The organism is Nocardioides sp. NPDC127514 (genome assembly GCF_040302125.1).
In the GTDB taxonomy this organism is placed as follows: Bacteria; Actinomycetota; Actinomycetes; order Propionibacteriales; family Nocardioidaceae; genus Nocardioides.
The window spans coordinates 48,771-67,883 of sequence record NZ_JBEORF010000020.1; the positions used below are offsets into that span (position 1 = coordinate 48,771).

The following is a 19,113-nucleotide window of genomic DNA, read 5'->3' on the forward strand; positions in this document are numbered from 1 at the left end:
CGCGACCGTCATGGTCGCGGGGCGGTTGTGTTTTCGGGGATTGGTTCGAATGGGCGCTGTTGAGCGTGCGAGCGGATTACTGTGACGGCTATGGCCAAGAGAATGAGGCGTTTGATCTCGGGTGCGGTTGTCATGGCTGTTTCGGCCTCGGTCGGGTCGTCGATCGCCGGGTTGGCCCCGGCCGTGGCGGCATCGACCCGGAGCGCGCACCAGAGCGTGGATCAGGCAAAGACGGAGCGGAAGACCCACACCGTCCAGCTGGGGGAGACCCTCTCCGGCATCGCCGGGAAGTACGGCGTCAAGGTCAGCGACCTCGTGACCTGGAACCAGATCGCCGACCCCGCCAAGATCCGAGCGGGGGCCAAGCTCGTGGTGAGCCCGCCCGCGAAGCCGGCCGGGAAGACCTACACCGTGGCGCCCGGTGACACCTTCTCCGGCATCGCCGCGAAGTTCGGCGTCGATGTCGGCGAGCTGATGGCCTACAACGGCTACGAAGATCCCACCAAGCTGCTGGCGGGGAGCGAGATCAAGATCCCGACGGCGAAGCCGAAGCCGAAGAAGTACAAGGTCGTCGCAGGTGACACGTTCTTCAGCATCGGCAAGAAGTTCGGCGTCACCGCGGACGAGCTGATGGCGCACAACGGCTACCAGGACGCCACCAAGCTGCTCGCCGGCACGACGATCGAGATCCCGGTCAAGGCCGACAAGCCCAAGCCCGAGCCGAAACCCCAGCCCGGCACCGGGGAGACGGTCTACACGACCGTCGCCGGGGACACCTACGCGAGCGTCGCCAAGCGGTTCGGCATCACGGAGGAAGAGCTGCGGATCTACAACGGCAGCAGGTCTCCCGACAAGCTTCCTGCCGGCTACAAGCTCTACATCCCGCCGAGCTAGACCGCGCGCAGGGCGCCCGAGCGGCGGCGCCGCATCGCGTCGAGGGCCTCGGCGGTGGCGTCGTCGGCCGGCATCAGCACCTGGATCTGCTGGTTGTCGGCGGCCGGGAGCTCGAGCTCCTCGACGTCGAACCGCAGCTCGCCGGCGTCGGGATGCAGCCAGCGCCAGACGCCGCCGTGGGGCGGGTCGTGGCGGGTCAGCCGGTCGGTGAACTCCGGCCCCGCCTGCTCCGACATCGCCTCGATCATCATCCGCGCGGCGACCGGATTGGGGCCGCGGTAGAGGTTGGCGACCAGGTCGTCGGCCACCCGAGCCCAGTCGGGGAAGGCCTCGCGGGCGCGCGGGTGGAGGAAGGCGTACGCGGTCAGATTGGGCTCCGCGTGGTCGAGCATCCCGAGGGGCCGGGCGAGCAGGTCGAACGTGGAGGTGTGGGCGAGCAGGTCGCCGAGCCGGTTGGTGAGCACGGCGACACCCGGCTCGAACTGCTCCACCAGGGCGCGTGCGCCGGGGCGTACGTCACGACCGGAGGAGAACGGTCCGAGGCACTGGCCGCTGGAGGCCATCGCGAGGGTGCGCAGGTGCTCGTGGGCGGCGGCGTCGAAGCGGAGCGCGTCACCGATCGCCCGCAGGACCTGCGGTGAGGGGTGACGGTCGCGGCCCTGCTCGATCCGGACCAGGTACTCGACGCTGATCCCGGCCAGCGTGGCCAGCTCGGAGCGCCGCAGACCGGGGGCCCGGCGACGTACGCCTTCCGGGAGGCCGACGCTCTCCGGGGTGGTCTGGTCGCGGCGGTCCCGGATGAACGAGCCGAGGGCTCCCGCGTTGGCTGGCATGCCGTCAAGCCTACGGGCCGGACGGGCGGTCATGGTGGCCCTGCTGGGGCCAGCCTTGGCTCGGTCTCCCGCCGCTCGCCGATCCGCGTGAGCCTGGACGGCATGACCCAACCACTACGTATCGCAGTCATCACCGCCAGCGTCCGGGAAGGCCGCGGCGGCCCGATCTTCGGCTCCTGGATGGCCGAGCAGGCCGAGGCGTACGGCGGTCTCGACGTCGAGCTGATCGACCTGGCCGACCATGAGATCCCGTTGTCCCTGCCCGCCGAGTCGCCGAAGGCGGCCGGCGACGACTACCCGCGACCGGAGGGCCAGGCGGACCTGACCGACGCACTCGCCGCGGCCGAGGGCTTCGTCATCGTCACTCCGGAGTACAACCACAGCTATCCGGCCTCGCTGAAGTCGGCCCTGGACTGGCACTTCACCCAGTGGCAGGCCAAGCCGGTCGCGCTGGTCTCCTACGGTGGCGACAGCGGCGGTCGCCACGCCGCCCTCCACCTGGAGAACGTGCTCACCGAGCTGCACGCCCACCCGCTCCAGGCGCGCCTCGCCTTCCCGCGCTACTGGGAGCGCCTCGACGAGAACGGTCGCCCCAACGACCCGGACTCGGCCGTCTACGCCAAGGGCATGCTCGCCCAGCTCACCTGGTGGGCCGAGGCCCTGCGGGCCGCGCGTGGCGACGCGCCCTATCCCGGGTGAGACAGAGGCGCCCCGGCAGCCAGCCGGCTGCCGGGGCGCTCGATCGCGTACGTCCGGGAGACGTCAGGCGGCGACCGTCTCCTTGACGGGCTCGTCGTCGGCCAGGAGCCCGGCCGCGGAGGCGGAGCGGTAGCGGTCGACGTCGAGGATGCCCTCGCGCTTGGCCACGATGGTCGGCACGAGCGCCTGCCCGGCGACGTTGACGGCGGTACGTCCCATGTCGAGGATCGGGTCGATCGCGAGCAGCAGGCCGACGCCGGCCAGCGGCAGGCCGAGGGTCGAGAGCGTGAGCGTCAGCATCACGACGGCGCCGGTGAGGCCCGCGGTGGCGGCCGAGCCGACGACCGAGACGAAGGCGATCAGCAGGTAGTCGGTGATGCCCAGGTCGATCCCGAAGATCTGGGCGACGAAGATCGCCGAGATGGCCGGGTAGATCGACGCGCAGCCGTCCATCTTGGTGGTCGAGCCCAGCGGGACGGCGAACGAGGCGTACTCCTGCGGGACGCCGAGGTTCTTGACCGTCACCTGCTCGGTCACGGGCATGGTGCCCACCGAGGAGCGCGAGACGAAGGCGAGCTGGATCGCCGGCCAGGCACCGCGGAAGTACGCCAGCGGGTTGAGGCCGTTGACCCGCAGCAGCACCGGGTAGACGACGAACAGGACCAGTGCCAGGCCGACGTAGACGGCCACCGCGAACCAGGCCAGGGAGCTCAGCGAGTCCCAGCCGTAGGACGCGACCGCGTTGCCGATCAGGCCGAGGGTGCCGATCGGTGCCAGCCGGATGATCCACCACAGCACCTTCTGCACGATGGCGAGGAAGGAGCGGTTGAGGGCGAGGAACGGCTCGGCCTTCTCGCCGGTCTTGAGTGCCGCGATGCCGATCGCGAGGGCGACCACCAGGACCTGGAGGACGTTGAAGCTCAGCGCGGTCTCCGCGAGCGGGCTCCCGCCGACCTGCTCGACGCTGGTCGATGCCTGGAGGCCGAGGAAGTTGCCGGGAATCAGGCCCTGGAGGAAGTCGAGCCACGAGGCGGATGCGCCGGCCTCGGCCGCGTCGGAGGTGCTGACCGCGGTGTTGCTGCCGGGCCGGAAGAGCAGCCCCAGACCGATGCCGATGGCGACCGAGATCGCCGCGGTGATGGCGAACCACAGCAGCGTCTGGCCCGCGAGCCGAGCCGCGTTGCTGACCGTACGCAGGTTGGCGATCGAGGCGATGATGGCGGTGAAGATCAGCGGTACGACGACGGCCTTGAGCAGTGAGACGAACGAGTCGCCGATCGTGGCCAGCGTCGTCGTCAGCCAGTTGGCCTCGTCGCCCGCCCCGGGGCCGATCGCTCGCGCGACCGCGCCGAGGGCGACGCCGAGGACGAGGCCCAGGATGATCTGGACCGAGAAGGACGGGAGGCGCAACCGCCGCCTGGCGGGTGCAGTGGGGGCGGTGGACACGAGAGGGCTACTCCAAGGTTGATGCGGGTCGGGGCTCTGATGGGCCCAAACGCCATGACCGGTACGTGTCTTCCTCGGGTGAGCGCGTTGTGACAGGAGTCTCCACGCGCTAAGTCATGAAAGACAATCAACCATATCGTGTTTGAGTGGTGTCCGTCAGCGGAGGTCGCTGATCCCGGCCGTGACCGCCGCCTTCTCGATCGCGAGGATCCGGCCGGGCCACGAGTCGGGCTGGTCGGGCTGGTAGCACGGGTCGTCCTCGTCGCCGGTGCTCGGCGGGCAGGGGCCGGCGAGCTCGGCGTAGCCGACCAGGACGAGCCGGGTCTCGTACTCCGCGACCAGCTCGGTCTCGAACCAGATGCTGTCGCCGCCGTCCAGACCCGGGTAGGTCGCCTGTGAGCGTGCCGCGCGCTTCGGCCCGGCATCGAGGTCGGCGCTGACGTCCATGGGCAGCGCGGTGACGTCCGGGTCGACCCCGAGCTTGTTGGCCGGGCAGACCTCCATCCACTCCATGACCTCGTTGTACGCAGCGCCGGCGGCGTTCGCGTCGGCGAACTCCAGCACCGCGACGTGCACCTGCCCGACCATGGCGCTGTCGGTGTCCCAGCGGTAGTCGGAGGCAACCTTCGCCGAGGCGCCGAGCGAGGAGAGCCACTCCTTCTGGCAGGCGAGGGTCGGTACGTCGGGGGTGGGCGTGTACTGGTTCCAGCCGAGCGGGCTCTCGAAGCGGTCGAGAGCGGGGAGGGTGCTGCCGTCGACCAGGTTGGCGGCGCTGAGGCCGTCCGCAGCCGGCGATTCGGTCTCCGTCGGCTTCTCGGACGGCCCGCTCGGGGGCGTGGCGCCGACCATCCGGTAGGCGGCGTTGACGGCGGAGGTCTGCAGGGTGGTCGGTGAGACGTAATCCTGCACGCCCCGCTTCCGGGTCATCACCAGCACCCGGTCCTCGGCGGAGACGACGGCCGTCGCGGTCTCCCAGACCGCGTTCATCTCGGGGTCGTCGGGCTGGTACGTCACCACGTCGATGCTGCCGCTCGAGACGACGCCGCCCTCGACCGGCAGCGTGCCGGCCAGCTCCGCCCCGTCCACACCGGAGCAGGAGATCGCGGCGTCGGAGAGGTCGACGCTCACCTTGTCGGCCTCGGCGGCCGAGTCGAACTCGGCGACGACGGCCTTCAGCGTGCCGGCGGCGTCAGCCATCTCCTCCCCGGGCTTCGCGACGAAGTCGCGGCGGAACGTCGCCTGGGCACCCGCGTCGCCCAGCGACTCGGTCAGGCAGTCGTTGTAGGCGTCGGTGCCCTCGCCGTCGTAGGTCTGCTCCTGGACCCAGGCCGGATAGGGGTCGTCGGCGACGAGGTCGTCCGCGATCGGCAGGTTGGCTCGGCTGAGATCGGACGCCGACGCAGAGGCGGACGCGCTGGGTGCGGCCGCGCTGTCGCTCGGTGCCGGGGCGGGGTCGATGCCCTTGTCGCCGAGTCCGGTGGAGAGGAAGATGATCGGCCCGGCGACGACGGCGGCCACGGCTGCCGCGCTCGCGGTCACGACGGCACGACGGCGGCGCCGGATCTGATCGCCCCGCCTCCGTGCCTCGGCTGCCGAGCTCATCGGGGCCCCGGGGGCATCGGCGCGGAACTGATCCAGACGCGAGATCGGATCACTCATCTCAGGCCTCCTTCCAGACGGCGCCGGGATTGTCCTCGGCGAGCAGCTCCGCGAGCGCGGCTCGTCCTCGAGCCAGGCGGGCTTTGATGGTCCCGGTGGGCGCACCGACCTCGGCGGCCACCTGATGGACCGGCAGATCGGCGATGTGGTGCAGGACGATGGCCTGGCGCTGCGCCTCGGGGAGCTTCTTGAGGGCCGCGACGAGAGCCACGTGGGACTCGTCGACCGCCGGCATCTCCGTGCGGGCTCCGACGGCCCTGTCGGCGGCCCTCCCGGCGTACTTCTTCCGGCGCCAGCGGCCGACCGCGAGACGGTAGGCGGTGGTGCGGACCCAGGCTTCGGGGTAGTCGACCGAGGACATCTTCCGACGATGCGCCCAGGCACGGGCGAACGCCTCCTGGACGCACTCCGCAGCCTCGTCGAAGTCGCCGATCATGGCATACAGCTGAGCACACAAGCGGCGGTACGACGCGTTGTACAGCGCGTCGAACTCGTCCTCGTCCATCGTTCGCCTCCCCGGCTGGCTTTCCCTGACTGTTGCCCGTGCGCCAGTGTCTGCGGTGGCCTGTGCGAGCGTAAAGGTCAATTGCACTGCGTCCTCATCAGGGCAGGTCCTGGAAGGCGCGGGCCACCGTGGCCTCGACCGTCTGGGCGACCCGGTTGTCCCATTCGGTGTAGTCGGAGGCCTCCTCCGGCGGGCAGGCTCGGGTCGGCGGGCAGGGGCCACCGGCCTCGGCGTGGGTGACCAGCACCAGCCGGGTCCCGAGCTGGGCGACGGTCTGGTGGTCGTACCAGGTCGAATCGCAGCCCTCGCCACCGCAGTCGGCGGCGTACTCGGCGAGCGTCTGCGCGGCTCGGTCGATCTCGGGGGTGGTGCCGATCTCGATGGCCTCGACCGGCCTGGCGGTGAAGAGCTTCGCGTCGGACATCGACGCCGGACAGGCGTCGAGCCAGCCGTGGACCGTCTCGAAGGCGGCGTCGGCGCCCTCCTTCTCGGCGAACTCCAGCACCGTCACGTTGACCTTGCCGATCTGGCTGCCGCCGTTCTCGAGGCGGAACTCCCGGCTGACCGACTCGGCGGCCTTCAGCGACGAGAGCCAGGCGCCCTGGCAGTACAGCGTCGGGGTCGGCTGCGGCGCGACCTGCTGCCAGACCGCAGACGACTCACCCTCCATCGGCAGCCCGGGCAGTGACCCGGCCACGACGAGATGCGCGTCGCTGAGGACCGCCGCCGGTGCGGACGCGGATGAGGATGAGGACGAGCTCGAGGTCGCTGAGCTCGACGTCGACGCGGGTGGCGGCGACGAACCGACCAGTCGGTAGGCGGCGTTGACCGCGGAGGTCTGCAGGGCGGTCGGCGAGACGTAGTCCTGTACGCCGCGCCGCCGCGTGATCACCACCAGCCGGTCCTTGACGGTGACGACAGCGGTCGCGACCTCCCGGCGGGCGTTCGTGTCGGTCCCCTCGGGCAGGTACGTCACCACGACGATGTCACCACGGGTGACGACGCCGCCCTCGACCGGGAGCGAGCCGGCCACCTCCGCGCCGTCGACGGCAGTGCAGGAGCTCGCGGCGTCGGAGAGCTCCGCGCGCGCCTTCTCGGCCTCGTCGGCCGAGCCGAACTCGGCGACGACCGCCTTCAGCGTCCCGGCCGAGTCTGCGTACTCCTGTCCGGCCTCGGGGATGAAGTCGCGGCGGAAGGTCGCCAACGCGCCAGCGTCGGCCAATGCCGGCAGGCACTCGTTGTGGTCGCCCCGGCCCTCGCCGTCGAAGGTCTGCTCCAGGACCCACTGCGGATAGGGATCTTCGGCGACGAGGTCGTCCTCCGTCGGCAGGTTGGCGCGGGTGAGGTCCGACGCGGCGGCCGAGCCTGACGGGCTCGGCGCCACCGTGCTCGGGGTCTGACTCGGCGTCGGCGCCGGTGCGGGCTGCGGTTCGATGGCGCGTTCGCCGAACCCGGCGGAGAGGAAGATGATCGGTCCGGCGACGACCGCGGCCACGGCGACCGCGCCGGCGGCGACGAGGGTGCGCCGGCGGCGGCGGATCTGGTCACCCCGTTGGCGTACCTCGGCTGCGGACTTCATCGGTGCTCCAGGGGTGTCGGCGCGGAACTGGTCCAGACGCGAGATCGGGTCACTCATCTCAGGCCTCCTTCCAGACGGCGCCGGGTTGTTCGTCGGCGAGCAGCTCGGCCAGGGTGGCTCGTCCTCGGGCCAGGCGGGCTTTGATGGTGCCGGTGGGGGCGCCGACCTCTGCGGCCACCTGATGGACCGGCAGATCGGCGATGTGGTGCAGGACGATGGCCTGGCGCTGTGCCTCGGGGAGCTTCTTGAGCGCGGCGACGAGGGCGACATGGGTCTCGTCGACCGCCGGCATCTCCGTGCGGACCCCGACGGCTCGGTCGGTGACGCGGCCGGCGTACTTCTTCCGGCGCCAGCGGCCCACCGCGAGGCGGTAGGCGGTGGTGCGGACCCAGGCTTCGGGGTAGTCGACCGAGGACAGCTTCCGTCGGTGGGCCCAGGCGCGGGCGAAGGCCTCCTGGACGCATTCGGCGGCCTCGTCGGAGTCGCCGATCATGGCGTACACCTGAGCGCACACGCGGCGGTAGGACACGTTGTAGAACGCGTCGAACTCGTCCTCGTCCATCGCTCGCCTCCCAGACTGGCCGTCCCCGATCTGGCGCTACGACGCCAGTCTCATTGGGTCAGATGCCTGGGAGGCGGGTCCGGTTGCATCCGGAGCGAACTGGGCTCAGATTTCTGGGCTCAGAGATAGTCGAGCCGGTAGGCGGCGCGCTTGGCGAGGCTGACGAACTCGGAGTTGCTGATGTCGGCGTCGCCGTCGGGGTTGAAGCTCATCTGGGCGACGTTGGCGCCGCGTCGGATCGCGGCCATCCGGTAGTAGATCGAGGTGTTCTCGAGCTCGACCCGGATGTACCACACCGTGATCGCGCCGTCCTTGATGGATTCGGTCGCGAGCTGAGTGACGTGGCTGCCGAGCTGCTTGTCGCTGCACTTGTCCAGCCGGCCCTTGATCGCGACGTTGAAGGCCTGCGCCTCCTTGGCGGAGCCGAACTTGCCGACCGTCTCGGTGAGTCCGAAGGTCTGGGCGAGCTTCTTCTTCGTCTCGGGAATCACGAAGGAGCGCGTCTGGGCGCCGGTCATGCCCTTGGCGTTGAACTGGGTCTCGTCGCAGCGGGTCTGGGCGGGGTTGGTCTTGGCCGGCTTCGCCTCGGTGCCCTCCCACGGGTCACCGATGGTGCTGACCGGAGGCAGATCGGTCTCGTTGATCAGCCCAGGCGCCTTGCCCGTGGGGATCGGGACCACCGTCGCCCGCGGTCGTTTGGTCTCCACGCACGCACCCGCGCCCGGCATCGAGCAGAGGTTGTGGACGGCGGTGCCGAGCATGGTCGAGGTCTTGGCCGCGGTCGTGCTGGACTTGCCCTCGGTCTTCACGGTGACCGCGGCGGTGTGGTTGCCGGTGCGCGCGACGCCGTAGGTGACCGCGCGGTTGTTCTCCCAGTCACGGTAGGTGAAGAGGGTCGCCTGGTCGCCGATGCCGTCGACCGACTCGGTGAACATCAACTGGTAGCGGGGCTCGGCGCACGCTGCGTACCACCCCTGCATCTTCTTGTACGCCGCAGCCGCCGCCTTCGCGTCGACCGAGGACTCGATCGTGGTGCCGGCGGTGGTCGCCTTCGCCTTGGCGATGAAGGTGCGTGCCAGGCTCGCCATCGGCCGCTTGTCGGCCGAGGTGTCGGCCTGGCAGGGGATGGTGAGGCCGGTGCCCTCGAGGTTGTCGGAGGAGATGTCGACGGCCCAGGAGCCGCCGTAGATCTTCGCGACCTCCTCCTCGGTCATCAGGTCCTTGGCGGTCAGCTTCTTGCCGGGGATCTGGCTCGGCTCGACCTCGAACTCCTCGGCCGCCGACTGCATCGAGAGAGTGTTGAGCCGCGGCTCGGTCTCGGCGCCCTGGGTGACGAAGAAGCCGGTGCCGACCAGGGCGGCGATCGCAGCGGCCGCGCCGATCGCGGTGTGCACCCGGCGGCGTACGGCGCCGGCGGTGGTGATCGTCGAGGTCTTAGGCCAGGGCTGCTCGGTGAGCACGTCGACGAGCGGGTCGAAGATGGACTGCAGCTGCTCCGGGACGATCCCGAGCTCGACGCAGATGGCGGCGTTGGCGGCCTGCAGGTCGGTCTCGGTGCGGCTGATCGGGGTGCCGACCTCGCGCGCCAGCTGCGCCAGGTCGACGCTGGTGAGGTGGCCGAGCAGGAAGACCTTGCGGTCGTGGAGCGGCAGGCCGCGCAGCGCGGAGAGGGTGTGGCGGGCCTCCGGCGCGATCGTCTGGTCGCGGTGGAGCAGCGGCACCGAGTGGTTGCGGATCGCCTTGGACCAGGCGATCGGGCGGACCCAGTCCTCGCGCTCGAAGTCGTCCATCGGCTTCACCTTGCGCCAGTGGTGCCAGGTGACGACCAGCGCGCCGCGCACGGCGGCCTTGGCGGCCTCCAGATCCCCGGTCAGCGACCAGGTTTGGAGAAGGAGGCGTCCACGGACGTCCTGATAGAACGCCTCGAAGGTCTCGTGGTCTGCCGTGGTCATGCCCATGTCAGCGGTCAACTGTAGGTGATTCGGTCGAATGAACGGCAATAGCCGCAGATGCACAGGCGGGTATCAACCGCTGTGACCAACCCGGTGAACGTCTCAGGCGGCGCGTCGCCGAGATCGAGACGACGCGGGTTGCGAGGATGAGTGGCGATGTCGTCCCTGCTGCCTCCACGCACCCCTGACCGCGGGCGAGCCGCGGATGATCGCCACGATCTCCGCCACCGCCGCCCGTTGGTCGCGGTCGCTCTGCTGGGCGGCATCGGCACGGCCGGCGCGACGCTGGTGGTGTGCCTGGCGATCGGCATCCTGGGTTGGTTCATCAGCGACATGGGCGCCCACGGCGAGCCGTCGGACGCCGTGCGTGTCGCCGCGCTCGGGTGGCTGCTCGGGCACGGTTCGGGCGTCCTCGTCTCCGGGGTCGCGATCACCGTCGTCCCGCTCGGCCTGACCCTGGTCCTCGCCTGGGCGATGTGGCAGGTCGCGGTCCGGGTCGGCGACTCGGTCTCGCTGCACGGCCCGGACGTCAACGCCCTCGCCGACGGCGAGCGCGACCTGACCGTCCCGGTCGTCGCCGGCCTCTTCACGCTCGGCTATACCGGCACCGCGCTGGCCACCGCGATCATCGCCGGCACCCCGGCCACCGCGCCGAGCATCGTCGGCGTCTTCTCGTGGTCGGTCGGGCTCTGCGTGCTCGTGGCATTGCCCGCGATCGCGGTCGGCTCCGGCCGCGCGGCGCTGTGGATCACCCTGCTGCCCCGCGCCGCCGTGGACGTACTGGTGATGGTCAGGTCGATCCTGGTCTGGTGGCTCGCGGTCAGCACGCTGGTCTTCTTCGCGGCCCTCTTCGCCGACTTCACCACCTCGATCAACGTCGTCTCCCAGCTCCACCTCGACCTCGGCGGGATCATCCTCTACTCCCTGCTCGCTGTCCTGGTGCTGCCCAACGCCGTGCTCTTCTCCAGTGCGTACGCCCTCGGGCCGGGTTTCACCGTCGGCGTCGGCACCACGGTGACCCCGACGGCGGTGACCCTCGGGCCGCTGCCGATGTTCCCGATGCTCGCCGCGCTGCCCGACAACGGCGCCCCGCCCGCCTGGGTCGCCGCCGTGATGGCGCTCGGCCCGCTCACCGCCTTCTGGGCCGTCTGCCGGGTCAGCCGGGTCCGGCCGACCCTGCGCTGGTCGGAGGGCGCCCTCCGTGGCGTCAGCGCCGGCGTCGTCGCAGGCCTCCTCGTCGCCATCGCCTCCGGCATCGCCGGCGGCGCGGTCGGCCCCGGCCGGATGCTCGACGTCGGGCCGTACGCCGGGCAGGTGCTCGTCAACGCCATCGCCTTCTTCGGTCTCGCCGGTCTGCTCGCCGGGCTCACCATGACCTGGTGGCACCGGCGTTCCCTCCCGACCGAGCCGGCCGCCTAGAGTTCGCAGCATGTCGCTCAACCGATCGTCTCGAGCTCCGCTTCGACTGCGGATCGTCGTCCTCGTGTCCGGCTCGGGCACCAACCTCCAGGCCCTGCTGGACGCCTGTGCCTCCCCGGAGTTCGGGGCAGAGGTCGTCGCGGTCGGGGCCGACCGCGACGGGATCCAGGGGCTGACCCGGGCGACCGACGCCGGGATCCCGACGTTCGTGCACCGGGTCAAGGACTTCGGCTCGCGTGAGGAGTGGGATGCGGCCCTGGCCGAGTCGGTGGCTGCGTACGAGCCCGATCTTGTCGTCTCCGCGGGTTTCATGAAGCTGGTGGGAGCTGCCTTCCTCGAAAGGTTCGGGGGGAAGACGCTCAACACGCACCCGGCACTGCTGCCGTCCTTCCCGGGGATGCACGGGGCGCGGGACGCGCTGGAGTACGGCGTGAAGGTCACCGGTGCGACGCTCTTCATCGTCGACGCCGGGGTCGACACCGGGATGATCATGGCGCAGGTGACGGTGCCGGTGGAGGACGACGACACCGAGGAGACGCTCCACGAGCGGATCAAGGTCGTCGAGCGGTCGATGCTCGTCGAGAGCGTTGGCCGGATCGCCCGTGAGGGCTACACGGTGGACGGTCGGCGGGTTCGGTTCGGGCGCGCCTGAACGGTTAGACTGACGAGCACACGACTGGCGCAGGTGGGGGACCACCGGGGAGTGTAAAGAGACGGCATCGACCGCCTGGGTGCCCCTCATCGAATTCATCGACCGATGAGGAGTATGGCTGTGCAGGACCAGATCCGCCCCGGAAAAATTGCACTGAAGAGGGCCCTGGTGTCCGTCTACGACAAGACCGGTCTCGAGGACCTGGTCCGCGGGCTCCATGACGCCGGTGTCGAGCTCGTCTCGACCGGCGGCTCGGCGGCACTGATCGAGAAGCTGGGCCTGCCGGTGACCAAGGTCGAGGACCTGACCGGCTTCCCCGAGTGCCTCGACGGCCGCGTGAAGACGCTGCACCCGCGCGTGCACGCCGGCATCCTCGCCGACCGCCGCCTCGAGTCCCACGTCGAGCAGCTCAAGGAACTCGAGGTCGAGCCCTTCGACCTGGTCGTCTCCAACCTCTACCCGTTCGTGCAGACCGTCGCCTCCGGCGCCGGCCCGGACGAGGTCGTCGAGCAGATCGACATCGGTGGCCCCTCGATGGTCCGCGCCGCCGCCAAGAACCACCCCTCGGTCGCGATCGTGACCTCCCCGGAGCAGTACGCCGACACCCTCGCCGCGGTGCAGGCCGGAGGGTTCACCTACGACCAGCGCAAGGCCCTCGCCGCGGCCGCGTTCGTCCACACCGCGACGTACGACGTGGCCGTCGCCTCCTGGATGGGCTCCGTGCTCACCGACACCTCCGAGGGCACCGGTTTCCCGGCGTGGGTCGGCGGGACGTACGAGAAGGCCAACGTCCTGCGCTACGGCGAGAACCCGCACCAGAAGGCGGCGCTCTACCTCAACGGGTTCGGACCCGCCGGGCTCGCCCGTGCCGAGCAGCTGCACGGCAAGGAGATGTCCTACAACAACTACGTCGACACCGACGCCGCGCGTCGGGCCGCCAACGGCTTCGCCGAGCCGGCGGTCGCGATCATCAAGCACGCCAACCCGTGCGGCCTGGCCGTCGGCGCCGACATCGCCGAGGCGCACCGCCGGGCGCACGCCTGCGACCCGGTCTCCGCATTCGGTGGCGTGATCGCCTCGAACCGGCCGGTCTCGGTCGAGATGGCCGAGCAGGTCGCCGAGGTGTTCACCGAGGTCATCGTGGCTCCGGGCTACGAGGACGGTGCCGTCGAGATCCTGCAGGGCAAGAAGAACATCCGGATCCTGGTCGCCGCCGCCGACGAGCGCTCCGCGGTCGAGACCCGCCCGATCTCCGGTGGCCTGCTGATGCAGCAGGTCGACCACGTCGACGCCGAGGGTGACGACCCGGCTGCGTGGACGTTGGCCACGGGCGAGGCCGCCGACGAGGCCACCCTCGCCGACCTGGCCTTCGCCTGGAAGGCCTGCCGCTCGGCCAAGTCCAACGCGATCCTGCTGGCCTCCGACGGTGCCTCGGTCGGCATCGGCATGGGCCAGGTCAACCGCGTCGACTCCTGCCGGCTCGCGGTCGAGCGCGCCAACACCCTGGCCGAGGGCTCCGAGCGGGCCCGGGGCGCCGTCGCCGCCTCCGACGCCTTCTTCCCCTTCGAGGACGGCCCGCAGATCCTGATCGACGCCGGCGTCAAGGCCATCGTCCAGCCCGGCGGCTCCATCCGCGACGAGCTCACCATCAAGGCATGCGAGGCGGCCGGAGTGACGATGTACTTCACCGGCACCAGGCACTTCGCACACTGATGCACACAAGCCCGCGCCGAAGGCGTGGGCGCCGTGTGCACAAGCGCCGACTCGGCGCAAATGTCCCGGAGGAGCGAAGCGGAGGAGGGACCTTTGCGCCGCGTCGGCGAAGCCCGGAGCAAGCCGGACTGCCGGACAAACCGGCGCGGAAGCCAGCGCGAAGCAACCCCGACGGCGCGCCACCCCGCAGCGTACGAAATTCTTTGAAGACCGAGTGACAGGATTGACATCGTGACAGCACAGAAGCTGGACGGCACCGCGACGCTGAAGGCGATCAAGGCCGAGCTCGCAGAGCGGGTCGAGAAGTTGAAGGCCCAGGGGATCACCCCGGGCATCGGGACCGTGCTGGTCGGTGACGACCCGGGCTCGCACTGGTACGTCAACGCCAAGCACAAGGACGCCGCCGAGATCGGTGTCGCCTCGACCCGTGTCGACCTGCCCGCCACCGCGACCCAGGCGGAGGTCGAGAAGGTCATCGACGAGCTCAACGCGGATCCTGCCGTCACCGGCTACCTCATCCAGCAGCCGACCGGTCTGGACGAGTTCGCGCTGCTCTCCCGGGTCGCTCCGGAGAAGGACGTCGACGGGCTGCACCCCTACAACCTCGGCAAGCTGGTCCTCGGTGAGGACGGGCCGCTGCCGTGCACCCCGGTGGGCTGCATCGAGCTGCTGCGCCGTCACGGGGTCGAGATCAACGGCGCCGAGGTCGTCGTGGTCGGCCGTGGGCTGACCGTCGGGCGTCCGCTGGGCCTGCTGCTCACCCGCCGCAGCGAGAACGCGACGGTCACCCTGTGCCACACCGGCACCCGCGATCTGGCCGCCCACACCCGCAACGCCGACATCGTGGTGGCTGCCGCGGGCGTGCCCGGGATCATCACCAAGGACATGGTCAAGCCCGGCGCGGCCCTGTTGGACGTCGGTGTCTCCCGGGTCGACGGTAAGATCGCAGGAGACTTGGCCGAGGACGTATGGGACGTGGCTGGCTGGGTGTCGCCGAACCCGGGTGGGGTGGGTCCGATGACACGCGCGATGCTGCTCTCCAATATCGTCCTCAGCGCCGAGAAGGCTCTCGAAAGGCTCTGAAAATCGTGTCCGTTCACCCGCCGCTCACCCCCACACCGGGGGCTCCCGCACCGGTGGTGGTGGCGCCTGAGCACGAGAAGACGGACCTCCAGGACGTACGCGGCTTCCCCTCGACCATCGGCGGGTTCGTTTACCTCGGTGTGCTGACCGCGGCGATCGTCGGTCTCGGGCTGGTCGGCTTCGGCCACTGGCGGGTGGGGATCATCGTCCTCGCCGCCGGGGTGGGGGCCGCGTCGCTGGGGCGTGCGGTGCTGCGTACGAAGGATGCCGGGATGCTCGCGGTGCGCAACCGCTGGTTCGACGTGGCCCTGCTGGCGCTGACCGCGGGCGCGCTGTGGATCCTCGCGGTGACCGTTCCGGGCGAATAGAAGACGTACAGACAGCACGAAGGCCGCCCCGAGGGGCGGCCTTCGTGCTTCTCGAGACTACTGCTCGATCGGGACCCATTCCTGCTTGGCGTAGTCCCAGCGCCAGCCGTCCTGCTCGTAGACCGGGAGGTCGCCCTCGGCGGCCGGGGTCGGCTGCTGCCAGGCCGGCTGGCCGCCACCGGAGACGACCGTGCGGTCGCCGGTGTCCGGAGCCGGAGGTGTCGGTTCGGCGGCGGGCGCGGCGGGTGCCGCCGGAGACGCAGCCGCGGGTGCCGCCGGAGCGGCGGGTGCCGCCGGGGCGACAGCCTGGGAGTCCCAGGCCGGGACGCTCTGAGCCGGCTTCAGGTTGTCGCCGCCGAAGGCGAGGCCGGCACCGACGATCTCGGAGCCGTCCTTGCCGAGGAGCAGAGGGTAGACGAAACCGGCGACGGCGCCGCCGAGAGCCGGGACGATCAGGAAGACGGGGAGGTTGGCCAGTGCGTCGGTGCCCGAGAAGAGAGCGGGGCCGAACGAACGGGCGGGGTTGACCGAGGTGCCGGTCAGGGGGATGCCGACGAAGTGGATCGCGGCCAGCGCCAGGCCGATGGCGAGCGGCGCAGCGGTGGCGTTGGTCCCGGCCCGAACGTCGGTGACACCGAGGATGATGAAGACGAAGATGAAGGTGAGGACCAGCTCGACCAGGATCGCGCCGATGAGGCCGGTGCCGGCTCCGTCGCCGAAGCGGTTGGCGCCGAGGCCGCCGTCGTTCCACGAGTTGTAGTCCGAGGAGAGCGCGATGAGGAACAGCACGATCGCGCCGAGGGTGGCGCCGACGAACTGTGCGCCGATGTAGGCACCGGCGTCCTTCCAGCTGATCCGGCCGGCAGTGGCCACGCCGAGCGTCACCGCCGGGTTGAAGTGGCCGCCGGAGATGCGGCCGAAGGTGTAGGCGCCGATCACGACGGCGATACCGAACGCCAGGCCGACGGCCGCGACCTCGAGCCCCCAGGTCGCCTGACCGGCGTGGGTGGCGCCGGCGACGACGGCTACGACCGAGCCGCACCCGATGAACACGAGGACGAATGTCCCGATGACCTCGGCTACGAGTTTCTGGATGAAGGTCGGCTCAGCCGCCGACAGTGATTCCTCAGTCATGTCCCCTTAACCCTTCAATGTCTGTTGACGTCGGTCAGACCCATCGACACCCGAGAAGCACTCAGGTATCAGCAGTCACCTGAACAACATGAGGTGTTGACACACAGTAACTCTTTTGCGACGGCACATCGTGGTGCTTAGGTGGGGCGGGGCGGTGTCTCATCACCCTTTCTGTTATCTTGATGTCAAGACACTTTCTATCGTCCCGGGTCCGGATCTACGCAGATCGCAACTTGTCAGGAGTAGCCACAGCAATGGCCGCACGAATCATCTACACCCACACCGACGAGGCGCCGCTGCTGGCGACGTACTCCTTCCTTCCGATCGTCTCGGCCTACGCGGCCAAGGCGGGGGTCGAGGTCGAGACGCGTGACATCTCCGTGGCCTCGCGCATCCTGGCCCAGTTCGGCCTGGCCGACGACGCGCTCGGCGAGCTCGGTGACCTGGCGAAGACGCCGGAAGCCAACATCGTCAAGCTGCCCAACATCTCCGCCTCCATCCCGCAGCTGAAGGCCGCCATCAAGGAGCTGCAGACTCAGGGCTACCAGATCCCCGACTACCCCGAGGCGCCCAGCACGCCCGAGGAGGAGGAGATCCGGGCCAAGTACGACAAGGTCAAGGGCTCCGCGGTGAACCCGGTCCTGCGTGAGGGCAACTCCGACCGCCGCGCGCCGGGCTCGGTCAAGGCGTATGCCAAGGCTCACCCGCACACCAACAAGCCGTTCTCCGACGACTCCAAGACGACCGTCGCCACGATGGGCTCCCACGACTTCAAGTCCAACGAGAAGTCCGTGACGCTCCCGGCCGACGACACGCTCTCCATCGTGCTCGAGAAGGCCGACGGCGAGACGGTGACGCTGCTCGCCGAGCTGCCGGTGCTCGAGGGCGAGATCGTCGACGCGACGTACATGTCCGTGGCCAACCTGCACGCCTTCCTCGAGAACGCGCTCGCCAAGGCCAAGGCCGACGACGTGCTCTTCTCGCTGCACCTGAAGGCCACGATGATGAAGGTCTCCGACCCGATCATCTTCGGCCACGTCGTGAAGGCCTACTTCACCGACGTCTTCGAGAAGTACGGCGCGGACCTCGAGGCCGCCGGCCTCTCCGCCAACGACGGCCTGGGCGCGATCCTGTCCGGGCTCTCCGGCCTGGAGAAGGGCGCCGAGATCGAGGCCGCCTTCAAGGCCGCCATCGAGGCGGGCCCGCGCCTGTCCTACGTCAACTCCGACAAGGGCATCACCAACCTGCACGTCCCCTCGGACGTCATCATCGACGCCTCGATCCCGGCTCTGGTCCGCAACGGCGGCAAGCTCTGGGGTGCCGACGGCGGCGAGGACGACACCCTCGCGGTGATCCCGGACTCCTCCTACGCCGGCGTCTACCAGACCGTCATCGACGACGTGAAGAAGAACGGCCCGCTCGACCCGGCCACGATCGGCACCGTCCCCAACGTCGGTCTGATGGCGCAGAAGGCCGAGGAGTACGGCTCCCACGACAAGACCTTCCAGATCGAGGCCGCCGGCACCGTGCGGATCCTCAACAAGGCCGGCGACGTGCTCATCGAGCACGACGTCGAGGCCGGCGACATCTGGCGCGCCTGCCAGACCAAGGACATCCCGGTACGCGACTGGGTCAAGCTCGCCGTTTCGCGTGCCCGTGACTCGAAGACCCCGGCCATCTTCTGGCTCGACGAGTCGCGCGCCCACGACGCCGAGCTGATCAAGAAGGTCACGACCTACCTGACGGAGCACGACACGGAGGGTCTCGAGATCAAGATCCTCTCGCCCGAGCTCGCCACGGCGTACTCCCTCGAGCGCCTGCGCAACGGTGAGGACACCATCTCGGTCACCGGCAACGTGCTGCGTGACTACAACACCGACCTGTTCCCGATCCTCGAGGTCGGTACGTCGGCGAAGATGCTCTCCATCGTCCCGCTGATCGCCGGTGGCGGTCTGTTCGAGACCGGTGCGGGCGGCTCGGCGCCGAAGCACGTGCAGCAGCTGGTCGAGCAGGACTACCTCCGCTGGGACTCGCTGGGTGAGTTCTTCGCGCTGGTGCCCGCGTTCGAGAAGTACGCCGAGCAGGCGTCCGCCCCGGCCGCGAAGGTGCTCGCCGGTGCGCTCGACCGCGCGACCGCGACCTTCCTCGAGAACGACCGCTCCCCGGGTCGCAAGCTCGGCACCACCGACAACCGCGGCTCGCACTTCTACCTGGGTCTCTACTGGGCCCAGGAGCTCGCCGCGCAGACCGAGGACACCGAGCTCGCCGCCGCGTTCAAGGGCCTCGCCGAGACCCTCGCGGCCAACGAGGCCAAGATCGTCGAGGAGCTCCTCGCGGTCCAGGGCAAGCCCGCCGACATCGGTGGCTACTACCTGCCCGACCCCGAGAAGGTCACCGCCGTGATGCGTCCCTCCGCGACGCTCAACGAGGCGATCGACTCTCTCTAGTTCACCTCACGACGGCCCGGCACGGACTCCCGTGCCGGGCCGTCGTGCCGTTTCGGGACACCTTCCCGGCGTACGTGACCTTGCTCTCCAGATCTTTCTTCTGATTCCTATAGATGCAGGTCAGCGTGGTGTTTGTCGCCGGTTGAGGGCGGAAAACCTTTAGGCGGG

The 19,113-nt window shown here is 69.8% G+C and carries 16 protein-coding genes and 1 riboswitch; of the genes, 8 read left to right on the top strand and 8 right to left on the bottom strand.

Going from position 1 to position 19,113, the window contains the following annotated elements:
- The first annotated feature begins 132 nt into the window (after positions 1 to 132).
- Positions 133 to 894, top strand: coding sequence for a lytic transglycosylase (locus tag ABTX24_RS16950; protein WP_350841136.1), 762 nt, complete (start codon positions 133 to 135; stop codon positions 892 to 894).
- Here ABTX24_RS16950 and ABTX24_RS16955 read toward each other — a convergent pair.
- The gene (locus ABTX24_RS16955; RefSeq protein ID WP_350841138.1) at positions 891 to 1,727 is read right to left on the bottom strand and encodes a helix-turn-helix domain-containing protein; all 837 of its coding nucleotides are present in this window, start codon (positions 1,725 to 1,727) and stop codon (positions 891 to 893) included. The two genes, ABTX24_RS16950 and ABTX24_RS16955, sit on opposite strands and share 4 nt — an antisense overlap.
- A 102-nt stretch (positions 1,728 to 1,829) precedes the next feature.
- On the opposite strand from ABTX24_RS16955, the gene ABTX24_RS16960 reads away from it, so the two are divergent.
- Complete coding sequence (locus tag ABTX24_RS16960) at positions 1,830 to 2,426, top strand: NADPH-dependent FMN reductase (protein WP_350841140.1); 597 nt, start codon at positions 1,830 to 1,832, stop codon at positions 2,424 to 2,426.
- Positions 2,427 to 2,489: 63 nt separating this feature from the next.
- Here ABTX24_RS16960 and ABTX24_RS16965 read toward each other — a convergent pair whose 3' ends face one another.
- The 6 genes from ABTX24_RS16965 to ABTX24_RS16990 form a co-directional block, all read right to left on the bottom strand.
- Positions 2,490 to 3,872, bottom strand: coding sequence for a dicarboxylate/amino acid:cation symporter (locus ABTX24_RS16965; RefSeq protein WP_350841142.1), 1,383 nt, complete (start codon positions 3,870 to 3,872; stop codon positions 2,490 to 2,492).
- A 156-nt stretch (positions 3,873 to 4,028) separates the two neighbouring features.
- Positions 4,029 to 5,531 (bottom strand): hypothetical protein, encoded by a 1,503-nt coding sequence (locus ABTX24_RS16970; RefSeq protein WP_350841144.1) that lies wholly within the window; start codon positions 5,529 to 5,531, stop codon positions 4,029 to 4,031.
- A gap of 1 nt (position 5,532) precedes the next feature.
- Positions 5,533 to 6,036: a SigE family RNA polymerase sigma factor gene (locus ABTX24_RS16975; RefSeq protein WP_350719689.1), complete on the bottom strand. Its 504-nt coding sequence runs from the start codon at positions 6,034 to 6,036 to the stop codon at positions 5,533 to 5,535.
- A 97-nt stretch (positions 6,037 to 6,133) separates the two neighbouring features.
- Positions 6,134 to 7,672: a hypothetical protein gene (locus ABTX24_RS16980; protein ID WP_350841146.1), complete on the bottom strand. Its 1,539-nt coding sequence runs from the start codon at positions 7,670 to 7,672 to the stop codon at positions 6,134 to 6,136.
- 1 nt (position 7,673) lies between these two features.
- Entirely contained in the window at positions 7,674 to 8,177 is a 504-nt protein-coding gene (locus tag ABTX24_RS16985; protein WP_350841148.1) for a SigE family RNA polymerase sigma factor, read from the bottom strand.
- A gap of 119 nt (positions 8,178 to 8,296) precedes the next feature.
- Entirely contained in the window at positions 8,297 to 10,129 is a 1,833-nt protein-coding gene (locus ABTX24_RS16990; protein WP_350841150.1) for a SigE family RNA polymerase sigma factor, read from the bottom strand.
- Between the two features lie 156 nt (positions 10,130 to 10,285).
- On the opposite strand from ABTX24_RS16990, the gene ABTX24_RS16995 reads away from it, so the two are divergent.
- The 5 genes from ABTX24_RS16995 to ABTX24_RS17015 all read left to right on the top strand — a co-directional run bounded on the left by ABTX24_RS16995 (position 10,286) and on the right by ABTX24_RS17015 (position 15,364).
- Positions 10,286 to 11,548 carry a cell division protein PerM gene (locus ABTX24_RS16995; protein WP_350841152.1) on the top strand — a complete coding sequence of 421 codons (1,263 nt, stop codon included), beginning with the start codon at positions 10,286 to 10,288 and terminating at the stop codon, positions 11,546 to 11,548.
- A gap of 10 nt (positions 11,549 to 11,558) precedes the next feature.
- Positions 11,559 to 12,200 (top strand): phosphoribosylglycinamide formyltransferase, encoded by a 642-nt coding sequence (gene purN / locus ABTX24_RS17000; protein WP_160025250.1) that lies wholly within the window; start codon positions 11,559 to 11,561, stop codon positions 12,198 to 12,200.
- A gap of 10 nt (positions 12,201 to 12,210) precedes the next feature.
- A riboswitch (ZMP/ZTP riboswitch) is annotated at positions 12,211 to 12,288 on the top strand.
- Between the two features lie 32 nt (positions 12,289 to 12,320).
- Positions 12,321 to 13,913 carry a bifunctional phosphoribosylaminoimidazolecarboxamide formyltransferase/IMP cyclohydrolase gene (gene purH, locus ABTX24_RS17005; RefSeq protein ID WP_350841154.1) on the top strand — a complete coding sequence of 531 codons (1,593 nt, stop codon included), beginning with the start codon at positions 12,321 to 12,323 and terminating at the stop codon, positions 13,911 to 13,913.
- 231 nt (positions 13,914 to 14,144) lie between these two features.
- Positions 14,145 to 14,996 carry a bifunctional methylenetetrahydrofolate dehydrogenase/methenyltetrahydrofolate cyclohydrolase gene (locus ABTX24_RS17010; RefSeq protein ID WP_160025248.1) on the top strand — a complete coding sequence of 284 codons (852 nt, stop codon included), beginning with the start codon at positions 14,145 to 14,147 and terminating at the stop codon, positions 14,994 to 14,996.
- A 5-nt stretch (positions 14,997 to 15,001) separates the two neighbouring features.
- The gene (locus tag ABTX24_RS17015; protein ID WP_350841156.1) at positions 15,002 to 15,364 is read left to right on the top strand and encodes a DUF3017 domain-containing protein; all 363 of its coding nucleotides are present in this window, start codon (positions 15,002 to 15,004) and stop codon (positions 15,362 to 15,364) included.
- A gap of 57 nt (positions 15,365 to 15,421) precedes the next feature.
- Here the strand turns inward: ABTX24_RS17015 and ABTX24_RS17020 are convergent, their stop codons facing one another.
- A complete protein-coding gene (locus tag ABTX24_RS17020) occupies positions 15,422 to 16,498 on the bottom strand; it encodes an MIP/aquaporin family protein (RefSeq protein ID WP_350841158.1) in 1,077 nt (358 codons plus the stop codon).
- Between the two features lie 254 nt (positions 16,499 to 16,752).
- On the opposite strand from ABTX24_RS17020, the gene ABTX24_RS17025 reads away from it, so the two are divergent.
- The gene (locus tag ABTX24_RS17025; protein WP_350841160.1) at positions 16,753 to 18,945 is read left to right on the top strand and encodes an NADP-dependent isocitrate dehydrogenase; all 2,193 of its coding nucleotides are present in this window, start codon (positions 16,753 to 16,755) and stop codon (positions 18,943 to 18,945) included.
- Positions 18,946 to 19,113 lie beyond the last annotated feature (168 nt).

Excerpts from the sequence above, each read along its gene's own strand:
- ABTX24_RS16990 (WP_350841150.1), bottom strand. The coding sequence starts at position 10,129 with ATGACCACGGCAGACCACGAGACCTTCGAGGCGTTCTATCAGGACGTC.
- ABTX24_RS16955 (WP_350841138.1), bottom strand. The coding sequence starts at position 1,727 with ATGCCAGCCAACGCGGGAGCCCTCGGCTCGTTCATCCGGGACCGCCGC.
- ABTX24_RS16985 (WP_350841148.1), bottom strand. The coding sequence starts at position 8,177 with ATGGACGAGGACGAGTTCGACGCGTTCTACAACGTGTCCTACCGCCGC.
- purN (WP_160025250.1), top strand. The coding sequence starts at position 11,559 with ATGTCGCTCAACCGATCGTCTCGAGCTCCGCTTCGACTGCGGATCGTC.
- ABTX24_RS16995 (WP_350841152.1), top strand. The coding sequence starts at position 10,286 with ATGTCGTCCCTGCTGCCTCCACGCACCCCTGACCGCGGGCGAGCCGCG.
- ABTX24_RS16960 (WP_350841140.1), top strand. The coding sequence starts at position 1,830 with ATGACCCAACCACTACGTATCGCAGTCATCACCGCCAGCGTCCGGGAA.
- ABTX24_RS17025 (WP_350841160.1), top strand. The coding sequence starts at position 16,753 with ATGGCCGCACGAATCATCTACACCCACACCGACGAGGCGCCGCTGCTG.
- ABTX24_RS17020 (WP_350841158.1), bottom strand. The coding sequence starts at position 16,498 with ATGACTGAGGAATCACTGTCGGCGGCTGAGCCGACCTTCATCCAGAAA.
- ABTX24_RS16980 (WP_350841146.1), bottom strand. The coding sequence starts at position 7,672 with ATGAGTGACCCGATCTCGCGTCTGGACCAGTTCCGCGCCGACACCCCT.
- ABTX24_RS16950 (WP_350841136.1), top strand. The coding sequence starts at position 133 with ATGGCTGTTTCGGCCTCGGTCGGGTCGTCGATCGCCGGGTTGGCCCCG.
- ABTX24_RS16970 (WP_350841144.1), bottom strand. The coding sequence starts at position 5,531 with ATGAGTGATCCGATCTCGCGTCTGGATCAGTTCCGCGCCGATGCCCCC.
- ABTX24_RS16975 (WP_350719689.1), bottom strand. The coding sequence starts at position 6,036 with ATGGACGAGGACGAGTTCGACGCGCTGTACAACGCGTCGTACCGCCGC.